The organism is Sphingopyxis sp. (assembly GCF_036675685.1).
Taxonomy (GTDB): Bacteria; Pseudomonadota; Alphaproteobacteria; order Sphingomonadales; family Sphingomonadaceae; genus Sphingopyxis.
Genome location: NZ_JAKFEM010000034.1, coordinates 74,075 through 91,782, shown reverse-complemented (window position 1 = coordinate 91,782; position 17,708 = coordinate 74,075). Strand labels below are relative to the sequence as shown.

The 17,708-nt window shown below is 65.8% G+C and carries 17 protein-coding genes; 12 read left to right on the top strand and 5 right to left on the bottom strand.

The annotated features are described in order from the left end of the window. Positions 1 to 31: 31 nt before the first annotated feature. Genes V6M50_RS14540 through V6M50_RS14530 form a run of 3 tightly spaced genes read right to left on the bottom strand, consistent with a single transcriptional unit; the run spans position 32 to position 3,387 of the window. A complete protein-coding gene (locus V6M50_RS14540) occupies positions 32 to 802 on the bottom strand; it encodes a molybdopterin-dependent oxidoreductase (RefSeq protein ID WP_332819281.1) in 771 nt (256 codons plus the stop codon). Next, positions 799 to 1,650, bottom strand: a complete 852-nt coding sequence (locus tag V6M50_RS14535; protein ID WP_332819280.1) for a cytochrome b/b6 domain-containing protein — start codon at positions 1,648 to 1,650, stop codon at positions 799 to 801. The genes V6M50_RS14540 and V6M50_RS14535 overlap by 4 nt, the downstream gene beginning before the upstream one ends. Before the next feature lie 30 nt (positions 1,651 to 1,680). Next, positions 1,681 to 3,387 carry a class I adenylate-forming enzyme family protein gene (locus V6M50_RS14530; protein WP_332819279.1) on the bottom strand — a complete coding sequence of 569 codons (1,707 nt, stop codon included), beginning with the start codon at positions 3,385 to 3,387 and terminating at the stop codon, positions 1,681 to 1,683. Positions 3,388 to 3,464: 77 nt separating this feature from the next. On the opposite strand from V6M50_RS14530, the gene lgt reads away from it, so the two are divergent. The 6 genes from lgt to V6M50_RS14500 are packed head-to-tail and all read left to right on the top strand — an operon-like array spanning position 3,465 to position 9,468. Continuing rightward, positions 3,465 to 4,340, top strand: coding sequence for a prolipoprotein diacylglyceryl transferase (gene lgt / locus V6M50_RS14525; protein ID WP_443030522.1), 876 nt, complete (start codon positions 3,465 to 3,467; stop codon positions 4,338 to 4,340). A gap of 52 nt (positions 4,341 to 4,392) precedes the next feature. Continuing rightward, complete coding sequence (locus V6M50_RS14520) at positions 4,393 to 5,400, top strand: class I SAM-dependent methyltransferase (RefSeq protein WP_332819278.1); 1,008 nt, start codon at positions 4,393 to 4,395, stop codon at positions 5,398 to 5,400. Then, a complete protein-coding gene (locus V6M50_RS14515; protein ID WP_332819277.1) occupies positions 5,397 to 5,915 on the top strand; it encodes a GNAT family N-acetyltransferase in 519 nt (172 codons plus the stop codon). Before V6M50_RS14520 ends, V6M50_RS14515 begins: the two co-directional genes overlap by 4 nt. Beyond that, positions 5,912 to 6,679 carry a peptidoglycan editing factor PgeF gene (gene pgeF, locus V6M50_RS14510; protein ID WP_332819276.1) on the top strand — a complete coding sequence of 256 codons (768 nt, stop codon included), beginning with the start codon at positions 5,912 to 5,914 and terminating at the stop codon, positions 6,677 to 6,679. Before V6M50_RS14515 ends, pgeF begins: the two co-directional genes overlap by 4 nt. Next, the gene (locus V6M50_RS14505; protein ID WP_332819275.1) at positions 6,676 to 8,082 is read left to right on the top strand and encodes an SLC13 family permease; all 1,407 of its coding nucleotides are present in this window, start codon (positions 6,676 to 6,678) and stop codon (positions 8,080 to 8,082) included. The genes pgeF and V6M50_RS14505 overlap by 4 nt, the downstream gene beginning before the upstream one ends. Positions 8,083 to 8,142: 60 nt before the next feature. After that, positions 8,143 to 9,468, top strand: a complete 1,326-nt coding sequence (locus V6M50_RS14500) for a cystathionine gamma-synthase family protein (protein ID WP_332819274.1) — start codon at positions 8,143 to 8,145, stop codon at positions 9,466 to 9,468. Positions 9,469 to 9,471: 3 nt separating this feature from the next. Here V6M50_RS14500 and V6M50_RS14495 read toward each other — a convergent pair whose 3' ends face one another. Continuing rightward, positions 9,472 to 10,194, bottom strand: coding sequence for an HAD family hydrolase (locus V6M50_RS14495; protein WP_332819390.1), 723 nt, complete (start codon positions 10,192 to 10,194; stop codon positions 9,472 to 9,474). A 92-nt stretch (positions 10,195 to 10,286) separates the two neighbouring features. On the opposite strand from V6M50_RS14495, the gene V6M50_RS14490 reads away from it, so the two are divergent. From V6M50_RS14490 to V6M50_RS14470, 5 genes are all read left to right on the top strand, one after another. Beyond that, entirely contained in the window at positions 10,287 to 11,393 is a 1,107-nt protein-coding gene (locus tag V6M50_RS14490) for an MlaE family ABC transporter permease (protein ID WP_332819273.1), read from the top strand. Beyond that, positions 11,393 to 12,259, top strand: coding sequence for an ABC transporter ATP-binding protein (locus tag V6M50_RS14485; RefSeq protein WP_332819272.1), 867 nt, complete (start codon positions 11,393 to 11,395; stop codon positions 12,257 to 12,259). The genes V6M50_RS14490 and V6M50_RS14485 overlap by 1 nt, the downstream gene beginning before the upstream one ends. Beyond that, positions 12,259 to 13,200, top strand: coding sequence for an MlaD family protein (locus tag V6M50_RS14480; RefSeq protein WP_332819271.1), 942 nt, complete (start codon positions 12,259 to 12,261; stop codon positions 13,198 to 13,200). The genes V6M50_RS14485 and V6M50_RS14480 overlap by 1 nt, the downstream gene beginning before the upstream one ends. Positions 13,201 to 13,214: 14 nt before the next feature. Then, positions 13,215 to 13,823 carry an ABC-type transport auxiliary lipoprotein family protein gene (locus V6M50_RS14475; protein ID WP_332819270.1) on the top strand — a complete coding sequence of 203 codons (609 nt, stop codon included), beginning with the start codon at positions 13,215 to 13,217 and terminating at the stop codon, positions 13,821 to 13,823. A 127-nt stretch (positions 13,824 to 13,950) separates the two neighbouring features. Then, the gene (locus V6M50_RS14470; protein WP_332819269.1) at positions 13,951 to 14,271 is read left to right on the top strand and encodes a DMT family transporter; all 321 of its coding nucleotides are present in this window, start codon (positions 13,951 to 13,953) and stop codon (positions 14,269 to 14,271) included. A gap of 5 nt (positions 14,272 to 14,276) precedes the next feature. Here the strand turns inward: V6M50_RS14470 and pepN are convergent, their stop codons facing one another. Next, complete coding sequence (gene pepN / locus V6M50_RS14465) at positions 14,277 to 16,871, bottom strand: aminopeptidase N (RefSeq protein ID WP_332819268.1); 2,595 nt, start codon at positions 16,869 to 16,871, stop codon at positions 14,277 to 14,279. A gap of 46 nt (positions 16,872 to 16,917) precedes the next feature. On the opposite strand from pepN, the gene V6M50_RS14460 reads away from it, so the two are divergent. Further along, on the top strand, positions 16,918 to 17,706 hold the full coding sequence (locus V6M50_RS14460; RefSeq protein ID WP_332819389.1) for an SDR family NAD(P)-dependent oxidoreductase: 789 nt from the start codon (positions 16,918 to 16,920) through the stop codon (positions 17,704 to 17,706). Positions 17,707 to 17,708: the final 2 nt, after the last annotated feature.

Below are 17,708 nucleotides of genomic sequence, written 5' to 3'. Positions count from 1 at the left end.
GTCGAACTGTCAACGCGCCAAATGGTTGCCGTCAGATGCCGGCATACCATTCATAATCGATGCGATCCTCCCAATAGCCGCCCTTGCCTGCGCCGATCCCCTCGAGGCTTGCCACCGCTTCGATCCCCTCGACATATTTGGCGTGCTTGTAGCCGAGCTGCCGCTCGAGCCGCAGCCGTAGCGGCGCGCCGTTGGCGATCGGCAGCACCGCATCGTTGAGCGCCCACGCCATGATCGTCTGCGGATGCCGCGCGTCGATCATGTCGCAGCTTTCATAATAGAGCGCATCGCCGAGCCGGTCGGCGCAGCGGAAGACGATATAGCGTGCGCTGTCCCGCACCCCCGCCGCGGCGAGGATGTGGCCGAGCGGCACGCCGGTCCACTGACCGATCGCGCTCCAGCCCTCGACGCAGTCGTGCCGCGTGATCTGGGTGCGCTGCGACATCGCGCGAATGTCGGCCATCGACAGCGAGAGCGGCCGCGCGACGAGCCCCGTCACCTTGATGCGCCAATCGGTAAAGCCCGCCGCGGCATGCGCGGCATAGGCCGCGCCAGCGGGCAGGCGCGTGCCGTTGGGGCGGAAATAGGGCGACAGGTCGGTGCGGGTGAATTCGCGCGCGAGCGCATCGCGGTCCATCAGCGTGCGTTGGCTCGCCCGGTTCATCTCCTCACCCATCGAGAGGATCTTGCGCACCGCCGGCGCCTCGTTGATCGCATCGCACGCGGACAGGAACGGCAGCGTTGCCACCAATCCGCCGGCGCGCGCGATCCATTGCCGGCGCGGCATGAGAATCTCGCTCATGCGCTTTCCTTCCCTTCGGGCGGCAGGCGAAACCAGCCGGTGACCATCGATCGTATCTCGTTCACCGGCCCCGCGAGCAAAACCATGACGATATGGACAAGGAAGAAGGCGACGAGCAGCCACGCCGCAATGAAATGGATCGAGCGCGCCGACTGGCGTCCGCCGAACAGGTCGAGCAGCCATGGCGCGGCCGCGTTGAACCCCGGCGACATGGTGAGGCCCGTCGCGATCATCAGCGGCAGCAGGACAAAGATGACACCGATATAGCTGAGTTTCTGGAGGACATTATAACGCGCCGCCGCCGCGCCCTTCGGAAAGCGCAGCCGGGCGTGGTCCTTGATGTCGTGCCAGATATGGCGCGGCGACCATTCGGCACGGCGGACATGGAGATCCTTGCGCAAATGGCCGGCAACGACGGTCCATAGCATGTAGAGCGTCAGGCCGATCGCCAGCACCCAGGCGAAGAAGAGGTGCCAGCGCCGTCCGTCGGCAAGGCTGTAGCTGGTCGGGATCGTCGCCCAGCCGGGAAAGGCCCAGGTCTTTTCGACCCCTTCGGAATTGGTCCAGCGGCCGAGAACACCGGTGGTATCGATCTTCCACTCGCCGACGCGCAGATAACCGGTTTCCGCGGTCGACCCGATCGCCAGCCATGCACGGTCGAAATTGGCGCCATATTCGCCCCAATAGAGCCGCGGGTGCGCGTTGAAGATCATCAGCCCGCTCATCAGGAGGATGAGCAGGGTGACGGCATTGACCCAGTGCCAGATGCGCGCCGGCAGCCGATGACGATAGACGCGCACCGGCGCGACGGGCTGCAAGGGAGCGGCGGGAGTTTCAGCCTCGGCCATGATCCCGGTTCGCTCCTTCTCCTCGTCCGGTTACGCGACGACCTCCGCCGCATATTCCTCGCGATACTGGTTGCGCAAGCTCACCTTGTCGATCTTTTCACTGCCAAGCTTGGGCAACGCGTCGTTCGACATCCACATCTTGCACGGCACCTTATAGGGTGCGAGCCGCGCGCCGAGGAAGGCGACCAGATCCTCGGCGGTCACGCTGCTGCCGGGCTTCATCCAGACGACGGCCCCGACGCACTCGCCGAGACGCTCGTCGGGCAAGCCGAAGACCGCGCATTCATTTGCCTCGGGATGTTCGTAGATCGCCGCCTCGACTTCCTGGCAGCTGATATTCTCACCGCCGCGGATGATGATGTCCTTCTTGCGGTCGACGATGAAGAGATAACCATCCTCGTCGAGATAGCCGAGGTCGCCCGAGCGGAAATAGCCATTGTCGAAGAACGCCGCCTTGGTCGCGGCTTCATTGTTCCAATAGCCCTCAAAATTGCACACCGAACGAATGCACACCTCGCCGACGCTGCCCTGCGGCAGGTCGTTGCCATCGTCGTCGAGGATCGCGAGGTCGACGAGCGGCTTCGACGCGGGGCCGGTCGACATCGGCTTGGCGAGGTAATTTTCGTTGATGATCCCGCATCCGATGGCGTTGGTTTCGGTCAGGCCATAGCCGAGCAGCGGCTTGCCCTCGCCCATCTCGGTCGCCAGGCGCCGCACATGTTCGGGCGGGCGCGGTGCGCCGCCGCCGGCGTAGCTTTTGCACGTCGACAGGTCGTAATTCTTGCGGTTCGGATGGATGAGGATTTCGTAGCTCATCAGCGGGACGCCGACGAAATAATTGACCTGCTCATCCTGGATCAGCCGCATCGCCTCCTCGGCATTCCACTTCGGCATCAGCACCAGTTTGCGGCCCAGCGCGAAGCTCTGGAGGAACACCGGGACTTCGGCGGTGACGTGGAACAGCGGGGTACAGATCAGCGTCGCGGGCTGGATGTCCGACATCAGCCCATCCTCGGTCAGCAGATGGACCATGCTCGCGGTCTGGGTGACATAGTTGAAGATCGCCTGGCATATGGCTTCGTGCCGCGAATAGGCGCCCTTCGACTGGCCGGTCGAGCCCGAGGTGAAGAGGATGGTCGCCAGATCCTGACCGGTCAGCACCGGCAATGCGGTGGCGGCGCTGCCGCCCGCTCCGGTGATCGGGGCGATCGCCTGATCGATCGGCTGGGTCAGGTCAAGCGTGACGACCTTGGCGCCATGTTCGACATCCTCGAGCCGCGCGGCGCGCTGCACGTCGGCAATGACGAGCCTGGCTTCGCTGTCGAGGATGCCCGCCGCCAGCTCGCCGCCCTGCCACCAGCCGTTGAGCAAGGTGGCGCAGCCGCCCGCCATCAAGATGCCGATATAGGTGACGCACCACGCGCTGGCGTTGCGCATCGCAAGCCCGACGCGGTCGCTGCGCCGCACCCCATAGCCCTCGACCAGCCCGGCCGCGACCTGCCGCGCCGCGGCATAGACCTGGCTGAACGACAGCCGCTCGTCGCCTTCGACGAGGAAGGTCGCATCGCCATGCTGCGCAGCAAAAAAGGCAACATAGTCCGCCAGATTGGTCGGTGCGTTGGTGATGAAGGGAAGCTGGTGGCCGAAGCGTTCGACGGACCCGAGCTGGATCGGTCCGCCCGGACCGGTGATCAGATTATAGGCGGCTTCCAGGCGCAAATCGAGCGCTGATGGCATCTTTCATCTCTCCTCTTGGTCTCGCTCGCCTAACCCCTTATGGGGAGGCCTCTCCTGGGGAAGGACCGCGCGACTATATGTTTCTTTTTGCAACCTTAGCCGAAGCAACGCAATATGTGAACTTCCACGAGCTGATGGGAGAGAATAGCGAGATCGCGTTCAGCGTCTTCGGCCTCCCGATCCGCTGGTATGCGCTCGCCTATCTCGCCGGAATTTTCGTCGGCTACTGGTATCTGCTCAAGCTGATCGCGCAGCCCGGCGCCCCGATGGCGCGGCGCCACGCCGACGACATGATCTTCTATGCGATGCTCGGCATCATTCTCGGCGGCCGGCTCGGCTACGTCCTCTTCTATAACCTCGGTGCCTATCTCAAGGAGCCGCTCGCGATCTTCAAGCTGTGGGACGGCGGCATGTCGCTGCACGGCGGGGTGATCGGCGTGCTGGTCGCGATCTGGTATGTGACCCGCAAGGAAAAGCTCAGTTTCCTGCGCTTCTGCGACTATGTCGCCTGCGTCGTGCCCTTCGGCCTCTTCTTCGGGCGCCTGGCCAATTTCGTGAATGGCGAGCTGTGGGGCCGCAAGACCGACGTACCTTGGGCGATCATTTTTCCGGGCAGCGGCACGATGGACCCGCGCCACCCGAGCCAGCTCTACGAAGCCGGGCTCGAAGGCCTGCTGATGATGGCGATCCTCGCTTTCCTCTTCTGGCGCACCGATGCGCGCTACAAGCCCGGCTTCCTGTTCGGCATAGCGGCGATCATCTATGGCCTCAGCCGCTTCGCGGTCGAGTTCGTGCGCGAACCCGATGTGCAGCTCGGCACTTTGTCGTGGGGGCTGACAATGGGCCAGACGCTCACTGTGCCGATGCTGCTGATCGGTTTCTGGCTCGCCCTGACCGCGAAGGGCCGACGCCAGCGGATCGAACCGGTGGCCGGAACCGACAGCGTTGCGTGACCGCCCACCGACCCCGGAAGAGTTGATAAGCGAAATTGCAGCGGCAAGGGCGATGACGATCGCCGATTTCATGGCGGCGGCGAACAGCCATTATTATGCAACCCGCGACCCGCTGGGCGCCGCGGGCGATTTCACCACGGCGCCCGAAATCAGCCAGATGTTCGGCGAAATGGTCGGCATCTGGATCGCCGACCTGTGGCAACGCGCGGGCCGTCCCGCGTTTCGCTATATCGAGCTGGGTCCAGGCCGGGGAACACTCGCCGCCGATGCCTTGCGCGCGATGGCCCGCTTCGGCTGCACGCCGCAGGGCGTGCACCTTGTCGAAACGAGCCCGACCCTGCGCACCGCGCAGTTGGCGCGCCTGCCCGGTGCCGTGCACCATGACGATGTCGACGACCTGCCGGACGACGGCGCGGCGATCATCGTGGCCAACGAATTTTTCGATGCCCTGCCCGTCCACCAATATGTCCGGACCGCCGACGGATGGCGCGAGCGCATGGTTGGGCGTGCCACCGGAAAATTAACCGCCGTGCCGGGCGACGTTCCCGCCGACGACAGTGTTCCCGCAGTGTTGCGGAACAGCATCGCGGGAAGCATCGTCGAAACCGCCCCCGCATCGGCGGCGATCATGCAGCACTGCGCCTTCCGTCTTGCGCGGCAGGGCGGCGCGATGCTGGTGATTGACTATGGCTATCGCGGCCCCGCTGCCGGCGACACGCTGCAAGCGGTCAAGGCGCACAAATTCGCCGACCCCTTCGCCGATGCGGGCGAGGTCGACCTGACCACCCATGTCGATTTCACCGCGCTCGCCGACGCGGCGCAGGGTGTCGGCGTTCACATCGCCGGCCCGGTCGCCCAAGGCGCATGGCTGCAGGCGCTGGGGATCGACGCCCGGCTGAAGGCTCTCGCTGGTGCCGCCCCCGACCGCACCGACGAACTCGCCAGCCAGCGCGACCGGCTGGTCTACGCCGACGCGATGGGCGAATTGTTCAAGGTCATGGCCGCCGCCGCCGCCGGCTGGCCGCGACCCGAAGGCTTTGGAGCAAAGGGAACGACATGACGAATATCACCCTCGCGCGCGACGAAGATGTCGGCGAACTGACGCTGTTCGCCAGCACGGCTTTCACCCACACTTTCGGGCATATCTATGACCCCGCCGACCTCGCGGCGTTTCTCGCGGGGTGGAACCCGCCCGAGCGGCTGCGCGCCCAGATCGCCGATCCCGCCTGGGCGATCGCGCTCGCCCACGACGACGCCGGCGCGATCGCGGGGTTCATCAAGATGGGACCGATCGATTTCCACCTGCCCGAAGGCCAGCCGGCCGAGGGCGCGACCGAATTGCACCAGATCTATGTCGGCGAGGCCGCGAAAGGGACCGGAATCGCCGCCGCGCTGACCGACTGGGGCATCGCCTGGGCGCGCGAGCGCGCATCGATCCTCTACCTCTCGGTCTTCACCGAAAACCCGCGTGCGCAAGCCTTTTACCGCCGCTATGGCTTTGTCGACGTCGGCCGCAACGCGTTCCGCGTCGGCAACCATGTCGACGAGGATCGCATCTTCCGGCTCGACCTGTGACCGTGCCGTTCGAACGCGCCGCGCCGCTCGCGGGCATCGCGCACGGCTTCTTCGGCCGCCGCGGCGGCGTGTCGACCGGCGAGCTCGCCTCGCTCAACTGCGGGCTCGGTTCGGGTGACGATCCCGCGCTGATCGCCGAGAACCGGCAACGCGTCACCAACGCCGTGCTTCCCGGCGCGGCGCTCACAGGCCTCTATCAGGTGCATGGCAGCCGCTGCGTGATCGTCGATGGCGACACCGACCTCGCCGCGCGGCCCGAAGCCGACGCGCTCGCAACGCGCACCCCCCGCATCTTGCTCGGCATATTGACCGCCGACTGTGTGCCGGTGCTGTTCGCCGACCACGACGCCGGGGTCGTTGGCGCGGCGCACGCCGGCTGGAAAGGCGCAATCGCCGGGGTGACCGACGCGACGCTCGATGCGATGCAAAGCCTCGGCGCCAGCCGCGCCAATATCGCCGTCGCAATCGGCCCGTGCATCGGTCGCGGGTCCTATGAGGTCGATGAGGGCTTCGTCCAGCGCTTCGTCGCCGATGACCAAACCAACGAGCGTTTCTTCGCCGCGGGGCGCGCCGGTCATGCGATGTTCGACATCGCCGCCTATGTTGCCGCGCGGATCGCCGCGGCGGGCGTCACCCGAATTGCCATCGGCGGGCAGGACACCTATGCCGAGGCCGAGGATTATTTCAGCTATCGCCGCGCGTGCCACAGGCAAGAGAACAGCTATGGCCGCCAATTATCGGTGATCGGATTGGGGGGGCGATGACGCGCACGCGCTGGTTCGGGTTGGTCGGCGGGCTGCTGACCTTCATCGTCATGCTGGCGCTGCCCGCCCCCGCGGGCATGGAAGTCACCGCGTGGCGCATTGCCGCGCTGACCGTGCTGATGGCGATCTGGTGGATGACCGAGGCGCTGCCGCTCACCGTCACCGCGCTGCTCCCCTTCCTCACCGTTCCCGCTTTCGGGGTGATGGACGCCAATGCGATCGCCAAGGAATATTATTCGCCGATCCTGTTCCTGATCCTCGGCGGCGCCTTCCTCGCCCTCGCGATCGAGCGCGTCGGGCTCCATCGCCGCCTTGCGCTCGCGCTGCTCAAGCGCGCCGCGCCGACCGCGACGGGTCTGCTCTTCGCCTTCATGACGGCGACCGCGCTGCTCAGCATGTTCATCTCGAACACCTCGACCGCGCTGATCATGATCCCGATCGCGCTCGCCGTCGTCCGCGCCGGCGGGGTGCGCGAGGGCGAGACCGAGGGTTTTGCCGGGGCGGTGATGATGGGCATCGCCTTCGCGGCATCGATCGGCGGGCTTGGCACACTCGTCGGCAGTCCGACCAACGCGATCGCGGCGGGCCTCATTGAAAAGACGCTCGGCCTTCGCATCTCCTTCCTCGACTGGGCGATCTATGGTGTGCCCGTCGTGCTGCTTGCGACCCCCGCCGCGATGGTCATCGTCGCGCGCGTCCAGCGGCTCGCCGCGCATCCGTTCGACGGCCAGGCCGCGGCCGCGGCGCTCGGCAAGCAAGCGATCTGGTCGACCGCCGAACGCCGCGTCGTCCCCGTCTTCCTGCTCGTCCTGCTCGCGTGGATCGCACAGCCATGGCTCGAGCCCTTCCTGCCCAAGGGCGCCCTCACCGACGGCACGATCGCGGTCGCCGGCAGCCTGCTGCTTTTCATCCTGCCTGACGGCACCGGACGCCCGCTCCTCGTCTGGAAAGAGGCCGACCGCGCGCCGTGGGGCGTCATCATGATGTTCGGCGGCGGCCTCGCGCTCGCCGCGTCGATCACCGCGAGCGGTCTCGCCGCCTGGCTGGGCGCCGTCCTCGCGCCGCTCGGCAGCATCCCGACGATTGCGCTTGCAGCGATCATCGTCGCGCTCACCATATTGATCACCGAATTTGCCAGCAATGTCGCGACCGCGAGCGGCATCATGCCCGTGCTCGCCGCACTGATCGCCGCGACCGGGGTCGATCCGATCCTGCTCGCGGTGCCCGTCGCGATGGCGGCAAGCTGGGGTTTCATGCTCCCCTCGGGCACCGGCCCCAACGCGCTCGCCTGGGCGACCGATCATATCGCCCTGCCACGGATGCTGAAGGCCGGGCTTGCACTCGACGTGATCGGGGTGCCGCTGTTGATCGGAGTCATCTGGGCGATCGCGATGCTGGGGTGACCTTGGCGTGAAAGCGCGCTAGTTACCCTTGAAACTATATTGCGCAGGAGTCTTTTCAGCATGCCCCCCATCGACAATAGCGACCTCACCGGCACGACGCCGCGCCGCGCGCCCAAGAAGGACGTCACCGAAATCGGCGGCCATCCGCTGTCGCCGTCGACCTTGATGATGGGCTATGGCTATGACCCGATGCTGTCCGAAGGCTCGCTGAAGCCGCCGATCTTCCTGACCTCGACCTTCGCTTTCGAAAGCGCCGCGGCGGGCAAGCGCCATTTCGAGGGCATCACCGGCAAGCGCCCCGGCGGCGCCGACGGCCTCGTCTATTCGCGCTTCAACGGCCCGAACCAGGAAATCCTCGAAGCGCGGCTCGGCGTCTGGGAAAAGGCCGAGGACGCGCTCGTCTTTTCGAGCGGCATGTCGGCGATCGCCACGCTGCTGCTCGCGCATGTCAGCATGAACGACGTCATCGTCCATTCGGGCCCGCTCTATGCCGCGACCGAGACGCTCATCGCGCGCATCCTGTCGCGCTTCGGCGCCACTTATGTCGATTTCCCGGCCGAAGCGTCGCGCGAAGAGATGGACGCGATCCTCGTCCGCGCGAAGGAAATGGCGGCGGAGCAAGGCGGCAAGGTCGCGATGGTCTATCTCGAAAGCCCGGCGAATCCGACCAACGCGCTGGTCGATGTGCAGGCGATGCGCGCCGCGACCGATGCCGCCTTCGCCGAGGGCGCCCGCCCTCCCATTGCAATCGACAACACGTTCCTCGGCCCGCTATGGTCGAAACCGCTCGCGCATGGCGCCGATGTCGTCCTCTACAGCCTCACCAAATATGCCGGCGGACACAGCGACCTCGTCGCGGGCGGCGTGCTGGGGTCGAAGCACTGGCTCGGCCCCATTCGCATGATGCGCAACACGATCGGCACGATCTGCGACCCGCACACCGCGTGGATGCTGCTGCGCAGCCTGGAGACCGTCGAACTGCGCATGAGCCGCGCGGGCGAAAATGCCGAGAAGGTCTGCGCCTTCCTTCGCGATCATCCGAAGGTCGACGGGCTCGGCTATCTCGGCTTCCTGCCCGAAGGTTCGCAAAAGGATATTTTCGACCGCCACTGCACCGGCGCCGGTTCGACCTTCTCGCTGTTCATCAAGGGCGGTGAGGAAGAGAGCTTCCGCTTCCTCGACGCGCTGAAGATCGCCAAGCTCGCGGTCAGCCTCGGCGGCACCGAAACGCTGGCGAGCCACCCCGCGGCGATGACGCACCTGTCGGTTCCCGACGCGCGCAAGGCGCTGATGGGCATCACCGACAATCTGGTGCGCATTTCGATCGGGATCGAGGATGCCGACGATTTGATCGCCGACTTCGCGCAGGCATTGGACGCGGTTTGAGCGTCAGCGCCGCGGCGCGCGCCAGTCGACGACTTGCCAGCCCATTTGCGGCGCGAGCCGCTTGAGCCCCCGCGAGGGGGTGGTCGCCACCGCCTCGTCGGCGAAATGCAGCATCGGGTGGTCGGATACATGATCCGAATAGGCGCGGATATGCGCGGTATCGCGGGTGATCGCATTGTCGGCCATCCAGCCGTCGATCCGCGCGAATTTCGCGTCGCCATAGCAATTGTCGCCAGACAAGCGCGCATGGATATGATCGGCGCCATCGGGTTCGTCGAGCTGCGTCGCGAGGACATCGTCGATGCCGAGCCGGCGCGCGATCGCATCGACATAGAGGTGGAAAGATGCCGTCGCGAGGAGCAGCCGGTACCCCGCCTCGCGGTCGGCGGCGATCTGGTCCAGCGCGGCGGGATGCAGGCCGCGCGCGACCACCTTGTCGGCATAGCTTTCGGCAAGCGGGGCGATTTCGGCGCGGCGGAAACGCTGGCCGACGAGCAGCCTGAGGTTGATCGCCTTCAGCCGCGATCGATTGATAAGCCGCAGCGAATAGGCCGCGCCGGCAAGGCCAACGAGCGGCAGCAACAACAGCCGCCATTGCTGGCGCCGCCGCGCGACGTGCATGAGAAACCCGCTGTAAGTCCCTGAACGCGTTATCGTCCGGTCCATGTCGTACATGGCGACGCGGTGCGCATATTCGGGCATCGGCGTGACGAGCGGGTCTTCCATATCCTGTCCATAGTGCGGGCGGACACGGCGGCCAAGCCAGACCATGGATTCACTTGCCGTCATGGGGCAAATAATACAATGTCCGCCGCACGATGGTGGCCAGGGCGGATTTCGAACATAGCGACGGCACCAATGGCGCCGAAGTGCGCTTCACCGGCCGCTTGACCCTCGCGCGCCTCGGCGATGTGCCGGCGCGGCTCGAGGCGCTGGGCCCGATCGCATCGCTCGACCTTTCCGCGATCGAACGCATCGACACCGTCGGCGCCTGGATCGTCACCCGTACCGTCAACGAACATGGCGCGAACGTGATCGGGGCAAGTCCCGAGGCGCAGCGCTTGCTGGAGGCACTGGCCAGCGACAAGAGCGAATATCGCGTCCACCGCGACCGCCGTCCGGCATGGGCCCGTATGCTCGAGCAGGTCGGCACCGCGAGCATCGCGGTCTGGCACGAGCTGCTGGGCATCGTCGGCTTTTTCGGCGCGATGATCGTCGCGCTGGGCACCCAGATTCGGGCACGGCGGCGCCTGCGCTGGAACGCTGTGATCACGCGGTTCCAGGCGGTGGGCGTCGACGCGCTGCCGATCATCGGCCTGATGAGTTTCCTGATCGGCATCGTCATCGCGCAGCAGGGCGCGGTGCAGCTCCGCCAGTTTGGGCTGGAGGTGTTCACGATCAACCTCGTCGGCCGCGCCTCGATCCGCGAGCTTGGCCTGCTGATGACCGCGATCATGGTCGCCGGCCGGTCGGGATCGGCCTTTGCCGCGCAGATCGGGACGATGAAGCTGACCGAAGAGATCGATGCGATGCGCACCATCGGCGTGTCGCCGATGGAAGCGATCGTGTTGCCGCGCGTCGCTGCGTCGACAATTACCATGCCGCTGCTCGGTTTCTATGCCAGCATCTGCGCGATCATCGGCGGCGGTGCCTTTTGCTGGATCGGGCTGGAAATCCCGCCGCTCACCTATATCCAGCGGCTGCGCGAAATCATCCCGATGACCGATTTCTACATCATGCTGATCAAGGCACCGGTGTTCGGCATCCTGATCGGCGTCACCGGTTGTTACGAAGGCATGCAGGTGCGCCAGAATGCCGAAGAGGTCGGGCAGCGCACGACATCGGCGGTGGTCGCCGCGATCTTCCTCGTCATCGTCCTCGACGCGATGTTCGCCGTCTTCTTCTCTTCGCTGGGATGGAATTGATGAGCGAAGAGGTCGAACAGGAAATCAAGGACGAGCTTGCCGCCGCCGACGCCGTCCGCCCCGAAAAGTTCGAGCAGGCAATCTGCATTCGCGGCCTCAAGAACCAGTTCGGCGACGCGGTGGTCCACGAAGACCTCAACCTCGACGTCCGCTCGGGCGAAATTTTGGGCGTCGTCGGCGGGTCGGGCACCGGCAAGTCGGTGCTGATGCGGTCGATCATCGGGCTGCAAACACCCACCGCGGGCGAGATCGAGGTTTACGGCAAGACGCTGGACACGATCGCGAACGAAGAAGAATCGCGCGACCTGCGCCGGCGTTGGGGCGTCATGTTCCAGGGCGGCGCGCTCTTCTCGACGCTGAGCGTCGCCGAAAATATCCAGGTTCCGCTGCGCGAATATTATCCGCGGCTCGACCAGCGGCTGCTCGACGAGATCGCCGCCTACAAGGTCGCGATGGTCGGCCTGCCCCCCGACGCCGGCCCCAAATATCCCGCCGAACTGTCGGGCGGTATGGTCAAGCGCGCCGGGCTGGCGCGCGCTCTGGCGCTCGACCCCGCGCTGCTTTTCCTCGACGAGCCGACCGCGGGGCTCGACCCCATCGGCGCCGCCAAGTTCGACGAGTTGATCCGCGAACTCGCCGACACGATGGGCCTCACCGTCTTCCTCATCACCCACGATCTCGACTCGCTTTATGCTACATGCGACCGGGTCGCGGTGCTCGCCGAAAAGAAGGTCATCGCGGTAGGGACGATTCCGGAACTGCTTGCCACCGAGCATCCGTGGATACAGGATTATTTCAACGGACCCCGCGGGCGCGCAGCGGCAGGCTGTAATATCGCCACAAAGCGGCAGGATAGGAAAAGCTGATGGAAACACGGTCGAACAATGTGCTCGTCGGCGCTTTCGTCCTCTTCTTTACGGCTGCGCTGGCCTTTTTCGTCGTCTGGCTGGCGAACGACAGCGGCGGCGACAAGCGCGAATATGACATATTTTTCAAGCAGTCGGTCGACGGTCTGAACAAGGGCGCGCAGGTGCAATTCTCGGGCGTGCCCGCGGGCCAAGTGCGCGAAATCGCGCTGTGGCCCGAAGATCCGCAGTTCGTTCGTGTCCGTATCGAGGTCGACGAAAAGGTCCCGGTGCTGCAGGGCACGACCGCGGCGCTCGAGGGTGTCGGCTTTACCGGCGTATCGCAAATCTCGCTCGATGGCGCGGTCAAGGGCGCCCCGCCGATCACCGACAAGGGACCCGCGGGCAAACCCGTTATCCCGACCCGTGTCGGCGGGCTCGGCGAGTTGCTCAACACCGCGCCGCAGCTGCTTCAGCGCCTGTCGACGCTGACCGAACGGCTCGCCGAACTGGCGGACGATGAAAATCAGGCGAGCCTTCGCGGCATCCTCAACAATGTCGAGGCGAGCACTGCGATCCTCGCGCGCAACGGCCCCGCGATCGAAAAGGCGCTCGCCGACACGCGCATCGCGATCCAGCAGACGGGCAATGCCGCCGAACAGATCGGCAACCTCGCCGCGTCGGCGCAGGGTACGATCGATCGCAATGTCGACCCCGCGATGGCGAACCTGCGCGATACGCTGAAATCGGCCAACGCGTCGATGGCGACGCTCGAGCAGGCGATTTCCGATGCGCGGCCGGGGCTCAAGACCTTCAGCGAGACGACGATTCCCGAAGCCAATGCGCTGATCCGCGATTTGCGCCGCACCTCCGCCTCGCTGTCGAGCCTGACCGACAAGCTCGACCAGCAGGGAGCGGGCGCGGTCCTTGGTGGCAGCCAGCTGCCCGATTACAAGAAATGAGGATCAAAACCCCCATGCCCAGCAACTTCCGCCGCCTTCGCGCACCGCTGCTCGCCGCCATCGCCGCCGCCTCGCTGTCGGCATGCATCGGATTGGGCGGCAAGACCCCGCCCTTCCTGCTGACACTCGACGCCGATGCCGCACCGTCTGCCGGCACGGCGCGCACTGCATCCGAAGCGGCAACGCTGACCATCCTGATCCCGACGGCGCCGCAAAAGCTGCGCACCACACGCATTCCGGTACAACAGGACGATTCCAGCGTCGCCTATGTAAAGGACGCGCAATGGGTCGAGGCGCCGCAGCGTCTGTTCCAGCGGCTGGTTTCCGAGACCGTCTCGGCGCGCACATCGCGCGTCGTGCTCGACGAGGGCCAATATCTGACCGCGCCGGGCGAGCAGCTGGCGGGGCAGCTCATGGAATTCGGCGTCGATGCGCGCACCAACGAAGCGGTCGTCGTCTATCAGGCGATGCTGGTGTCAGCGGGCGGCAAGACGGTCACGCAGCGCCGCTTCGAAGCCCGCGAGGCGATCGGCACCGCTGTCGAGGCCAAGCCTGTCGGCGAGGCGCTGACCCGCGCAGCGAACAAGGTCGCGATCGACGTCACCGGCTGGATCGGCGGCTAAAAGCACGCCCGCATTGTTGGTTGCCATTTCGCATCGCCAGCCCTAATGGGCCGGTCCTGCGCGGCCTCTTTCGGGTTTCCGGTCTGCGTCCTTTCCTTTCGAGCCCGCCGCTTCGAAAGGAATCTCTGTGGCGTGGTTCATCCTCGCAATTGCCGTCTTTACCGAAATCTGCTGGGCGCTCAGCCTCAAATGGGCGGCAACGCTCGGTTCCTGGCAAGCGTCCATCGTCCCCATCTCGCTCAGCTTCCTGAACATGGCGCTGCTCGCCTTCGCGATGCGTGGCATCTCGGCCGGGACCGCCTATGCGATCTGGACCGGGATGGGCGCCGTCGGCGTCATCATCGGCGGCATATTCTGGTTCGACGAGAAGGTGAATCCGGTCCAGATCGGCTTCATGGCGCTGATCGTCATCGGCGTCGCCGGAACCAAGCTCTTCTCATCGACCTGAGATGATCAGCCGAGCAGGCTTTTCGACGCCTGCTCGGTGACATCGCGCGACAGGCCGGGCTGCGCGAGGATACGCTCGAGTTCCGCCCGCATCATTGCGCCGCGCCCATCGTCGAAGCGTTTCCAGCGGCCGAGCGGCGGGATCATCTTCGCCGCGGTTTGCGGGTTCTTCGGGTCGAGCGCGATGACGAGATCGGCGATCAGCTTATACCCCGCACCATCGGCCTGATGAAACGCCGCCTGATTCCCCGTGAGCGCGCCATAGAGCGAGCGCACCCGGTTCGGGTTCGCGAGCGTGAAGTCGGGATGCTGCGCGAGCTCCTTCACCGCATCGACGGTATCGGGGCGCAGCGACCAAGCCTGCACCTGGAACCATTTATCGAGCACGAGCGGATTGTCGCGATAGCGCTGGTAGAAGATGTCGAGCGCCGCGACGCGCTCGTTGCTGGTGCCATGCGCGAGCGTGCCAAGCGCGGCCTGCCGTTCGGTCATCCCGTCGGCGTCGGAGAATATCCGGAAGGCCAGCGCGGGGACATCGTCCAACCCGGTCGCCGCGAGATAGGCAAGCGCGACACCGCGCAGACGGCGCCCGCCCTTGACTTTGCGCGACAAGTCGGTCGCGGGAGGCGCGGCACCCGCGAGGATTTTGCGCCATTCACTTTCGAGCGCCGTACCGATCGCCGCCTGCAGCGCGAGCCGCTCGCAGCGGATCGCGTCGGGATCGACGGTAACCATCTGGTCGCCGATGAACGCTTCGCTGGGCAGCAACACCGCTTCGGCGACGAAAGCGGGGTCGCTTGCGGCGCCCGTCAGCGTCTGGCCGATCGCGTCGATCACCGCCTGGTTATCGCCCCCCTCGCCCGATACCGCGGCGACGAGCGTGTCGAGCATCAGCTGCTGGAGCGCCTCATAACGCGCAAACGGATCGTCGTCGTTCGCCGCGAGCCACGCGAGTTCGCCGGCTGCGCGTTCGAAGTCGACGATGATCGGCGCCGAAAAGCCGCGATTGACCGACAGTGCCGGGCGCGCGGCGAACTTGCCGAGCGGAACGCGCTGGGTCGCGCCGGTCACCGTGACGAGCGTGTCGGCGAGCGCGTCGCCACTGCCGTCCATGGCAAAGGCAGCCAAGCGCAGCGGCATCATCATCGGCTGCTTGTCGGGCTGGCCGGGGGTCGGCGGGACCAGCTGCACGATGTCGAGCGACCAGTGGCCATCCTCTTCGGCCAGCGACAGTTTGAGCCGCGGCGTCCCCGCCTGTTCGTACCAGCGGCGGAATTGCGACAGGTCGATGTCGCCGCCTTCCTCGATCGCGCGGACAAAATCCTCGCAGGTCGCGGCATCGCCGTCGTGGCGGTCGAAATAGAGGTCGGTGCCCTTGCGGAAGCGTTCGGGACCGAGCAGCGTCGCCATCATGCGGATGATCTCGGCGCCCTTGTTATAGATGGTCGCGGTGTAGAAGTTCGAGATTTCCTGGAAGCTGTCGGGACGGATCGGGTGCGCGAGCGGCCCGGCATCCTCGGGGAATTGCGCGGCGCGGAGCAGACGGACATCTTCGATCCGCTTGACCGGAGGCGATCCCATGTCGGCCGAAAAGCTCTGGTCGCGAAAGACGGTGAAGCCTTCTTTCAGGCTCAACTGGAACCAGTCGCGGCAGGTAACGCGGTTGCCCGACCAGTTGTGGAAATATTCGTGCGCGACGACGCCCTCGACGCCGTCATAGTCGACATCGGTCGCGGTATCGGGGTCGGCGAGGATGTAGCGGGTGTTGAAGACGTTGAGACCTTTGTTCTCCATCGCGCCCATGTTGAAATCGCTGACCGCGACGATGTTGAACAGGTCGAGGTCATATTCGCGGCCATAGACGCGCTCGTCCCACGCCATGCTGTCCTTCAGCGCCTGCATCGCATGGCCGGTACGATCGAGGTCGCCGTCGCGGACCCATATGCCCAGTTCGACCTCGCGCCCCGACATCGTCGTGAAGCTGTCGCGGTTGACGACGAGGTCGCCCGCGACGAGCGCAAAGAGATAGCTTGGCTTCGGCCACGGGTCTTCCCACAGCGCCCAGTGCCGGCCGTCCTCGCCCTCCCCCTTTTCGATGCAATTGCCGTTCGAGAGCAGGATCGGGAAGGTCGCCTTGTCGCCTTCCATGCGAACCTTGTACCGGCTGAGCACATCGGGCCGGTCGGGATGGAAGGTGATACGGCGGAACCCCTCGGCCTCGCACTGGGTGCAGAGCATGTTGTTCGAGGCGTAGAGCCCCATCAGCTGGGTATTGGACGCGGGGTTGATGACGGTGTCGACCTCGACCATCGCGGCAGTCCGATCACCGAGGTCGAGGATCAGATCGTCGCCATCCATGCGCCAGTCGTTCCACGCTTCGCCATCGACGCGCACCGCCGCAGGCGTCAGTCCGTCGCCGCGCAGCGTGAGCGGCACAGCGGTGCCGGCATGGCGCTCGACCGAAAGCGTCGCGCCCACCCGCGTTTCATCGACCCCGAGCGCGAAATCGAGCGCGACATCGGGAACCTGCCATTCGGGCGGGCGATAGTCGCCGCGATGGATGGTGACGGGGATGGCGGGGGTGGAAGAGGCGTCGGTCATGATAAGCGATCTAGGCGCGCGGCCGCAGGCGCGCAATAAGGGCGCGATGGGACAGATGCTGATTTTCGGGATGGGTTACACCGCGAGCCACCTCGCCGCCCGCCTGCGCGCGCGCGGCTGGGACGTGGCGGGGACAACGCGCGACGGGCGCGGCGACTCCATCGCCTTTGCCGATGAGAGGGCGGTGCTGGCGGCGCTGCGGAGTGCAACGCATATTCTGTCCTCCGTGCCGCCTGTGGAAGGCGAGGATCCCGTCCTGACCCGCTATGGCGAGGCGATCGCCCTCGCCCCCGCATGGGTCGGCTATCTCTCCTCGACCGGCGTTTATGGCGACGCGGGCGGTGCGTGGGTCGACGAAAGCGGGCCGATCAGGGGACGCCGCGCCGACCGCAATGCCGCCGACAACGCCTGGCAGGCGCTACGCAGCGACGTCCGCGTCTTTCGCCTGCCCGGCATCTATGGCCCCGGACGCTCGATCCTCGATCGCATCCGCGAGGGCCGGGCGCATCGCATCGATCTGCCCGACCAGGTCTTCAGCCGCGTCCATGTTGACGACATCGCAGGCGGCGTGATCGCGTCGTTCACGGGACCGGCGGGTGTCTACAATCTCGCCGACGATGCGCCGTGCCACCAGAACCGGCTGGTCGAATGGGGATGCGCTATGTTGGGGGCGCCGTTACCGCCTTTGCAGACGCTGGAAGAAGCCGGCCTGTCGCCCGCCGCGCGCGCTTTTTACGCCGAGAACCGCCGCGTCGCGAACGGCAAGGCGAAGCGGCTGCTCGGCTGGACGCCGCGCTATCCGAGCTTTCGCGAGGGATTGGCGAGCCTGATCTGACA

Bases quoted from the DNA above. Each gene is read 5' to 3' on its own strand.
- V6M50_RS14540 (WP_332819281.1), bottom strand. From the start codon at position 802: ATGAGCGAGATTCTCATGCCGCGCCGGCAATGGATCGCGCGCGCCGGC.
- V6M50_RS14535 (WP_332819280.1), bottom strand. From the start codon at position 1,650: ATGGCCGAGGCTGAAACTCCCGCCGCTCCCTTGCAGCCCGTCGCGCCG.
- V6M50_RS14530 (WP_332819279.1), bottom strand. From the start codon at position 3,387: ATGCCATCAGCGCTCGATTTGCGCCTGGAAGCCGCCTATAATCTGATC.
- lgt (WP_443030522.1), top strand. From the start codon at position 3,465: ATGTTTCTTTTTGCAACCTTAGCCGAAGCAACGCAATATGTGAACTTC.
- V6M50_RS14520 (WP_332819278.1), top strand. From the start codon at position 4,393: ATGACGATCGCCGATTTCATGGCGGCGGCGAACAGCCATTATTATGCA.
- V6M50_RS14515 (WP_332819277.1), top strand. From the start codon at position 5,397: ATGACGAATATCACCCTCGCGCGCGACGAAGATGTCGGCGAACTGACG.
- V6M50_RS14505 (WP_332819275.1), top strand. From the start codon at position 6,676: ATGACGCGCACGCGCTGGTTCGGGTTGGTCGGCGGGCTGCTGACCTTC.
- V6M50_RS14500 (WP_332819274.1), top strand. From the start codon at position 8,143: ATGCCCCCCATCGACAATAGCGACCTCACCGGCACGACGCCGCGCCGC.
- V6M50_RS14495 (WP_332819390.1), bottom strand. From the start codon at position 10,194: ATGGAAGACCCGCTCGTCACGCCGATGCCCGAATATGCGCACCGCGTC.
- V6M50_RS14490 (WP_332819273.1), top strand. From the start codon at position 10,287: ATGGTGGCCAGGGCGGATTTCGAACATAGCGACGGCACCAATGGCGCC.
- V6M50_RS14485 (WP_332819272.1), top strand. From the start codon at position 11,393: ATGAGCGAAGAGGTCGAACAGGAAATCAAGGACGAGCTTGCCGCCGCC.
- V6M50_RS14480 (WP_332819271.1), top strand. From the start codon at position 12,259: ATGGAAACACGGTCGAACAATGTGCTCGTCGGCGCTTTCGTCCTCTTC.
- V6M50_RS14475 (WP_332819270.1), top strand. From the start codon at position 13,215: ATGCCCAGCAACTTCCGCCGCCTTCGCGCACCGCTGCTCGCCGCCATC.
- pepN (WP_332819268.1), bottom strand. From the start codon at position 16,871: ATGACCGACGCCTCTTCCACCCCCGCCATCCCCGTCACCATCCATCGC.
- V6M50_RS14460 (WP_332819389.1), top strand. From the start codon at position 16,918: ATGGGACAGATGCTGATTTTCGGGATGGGTTACACCGCGAGCCACCTC.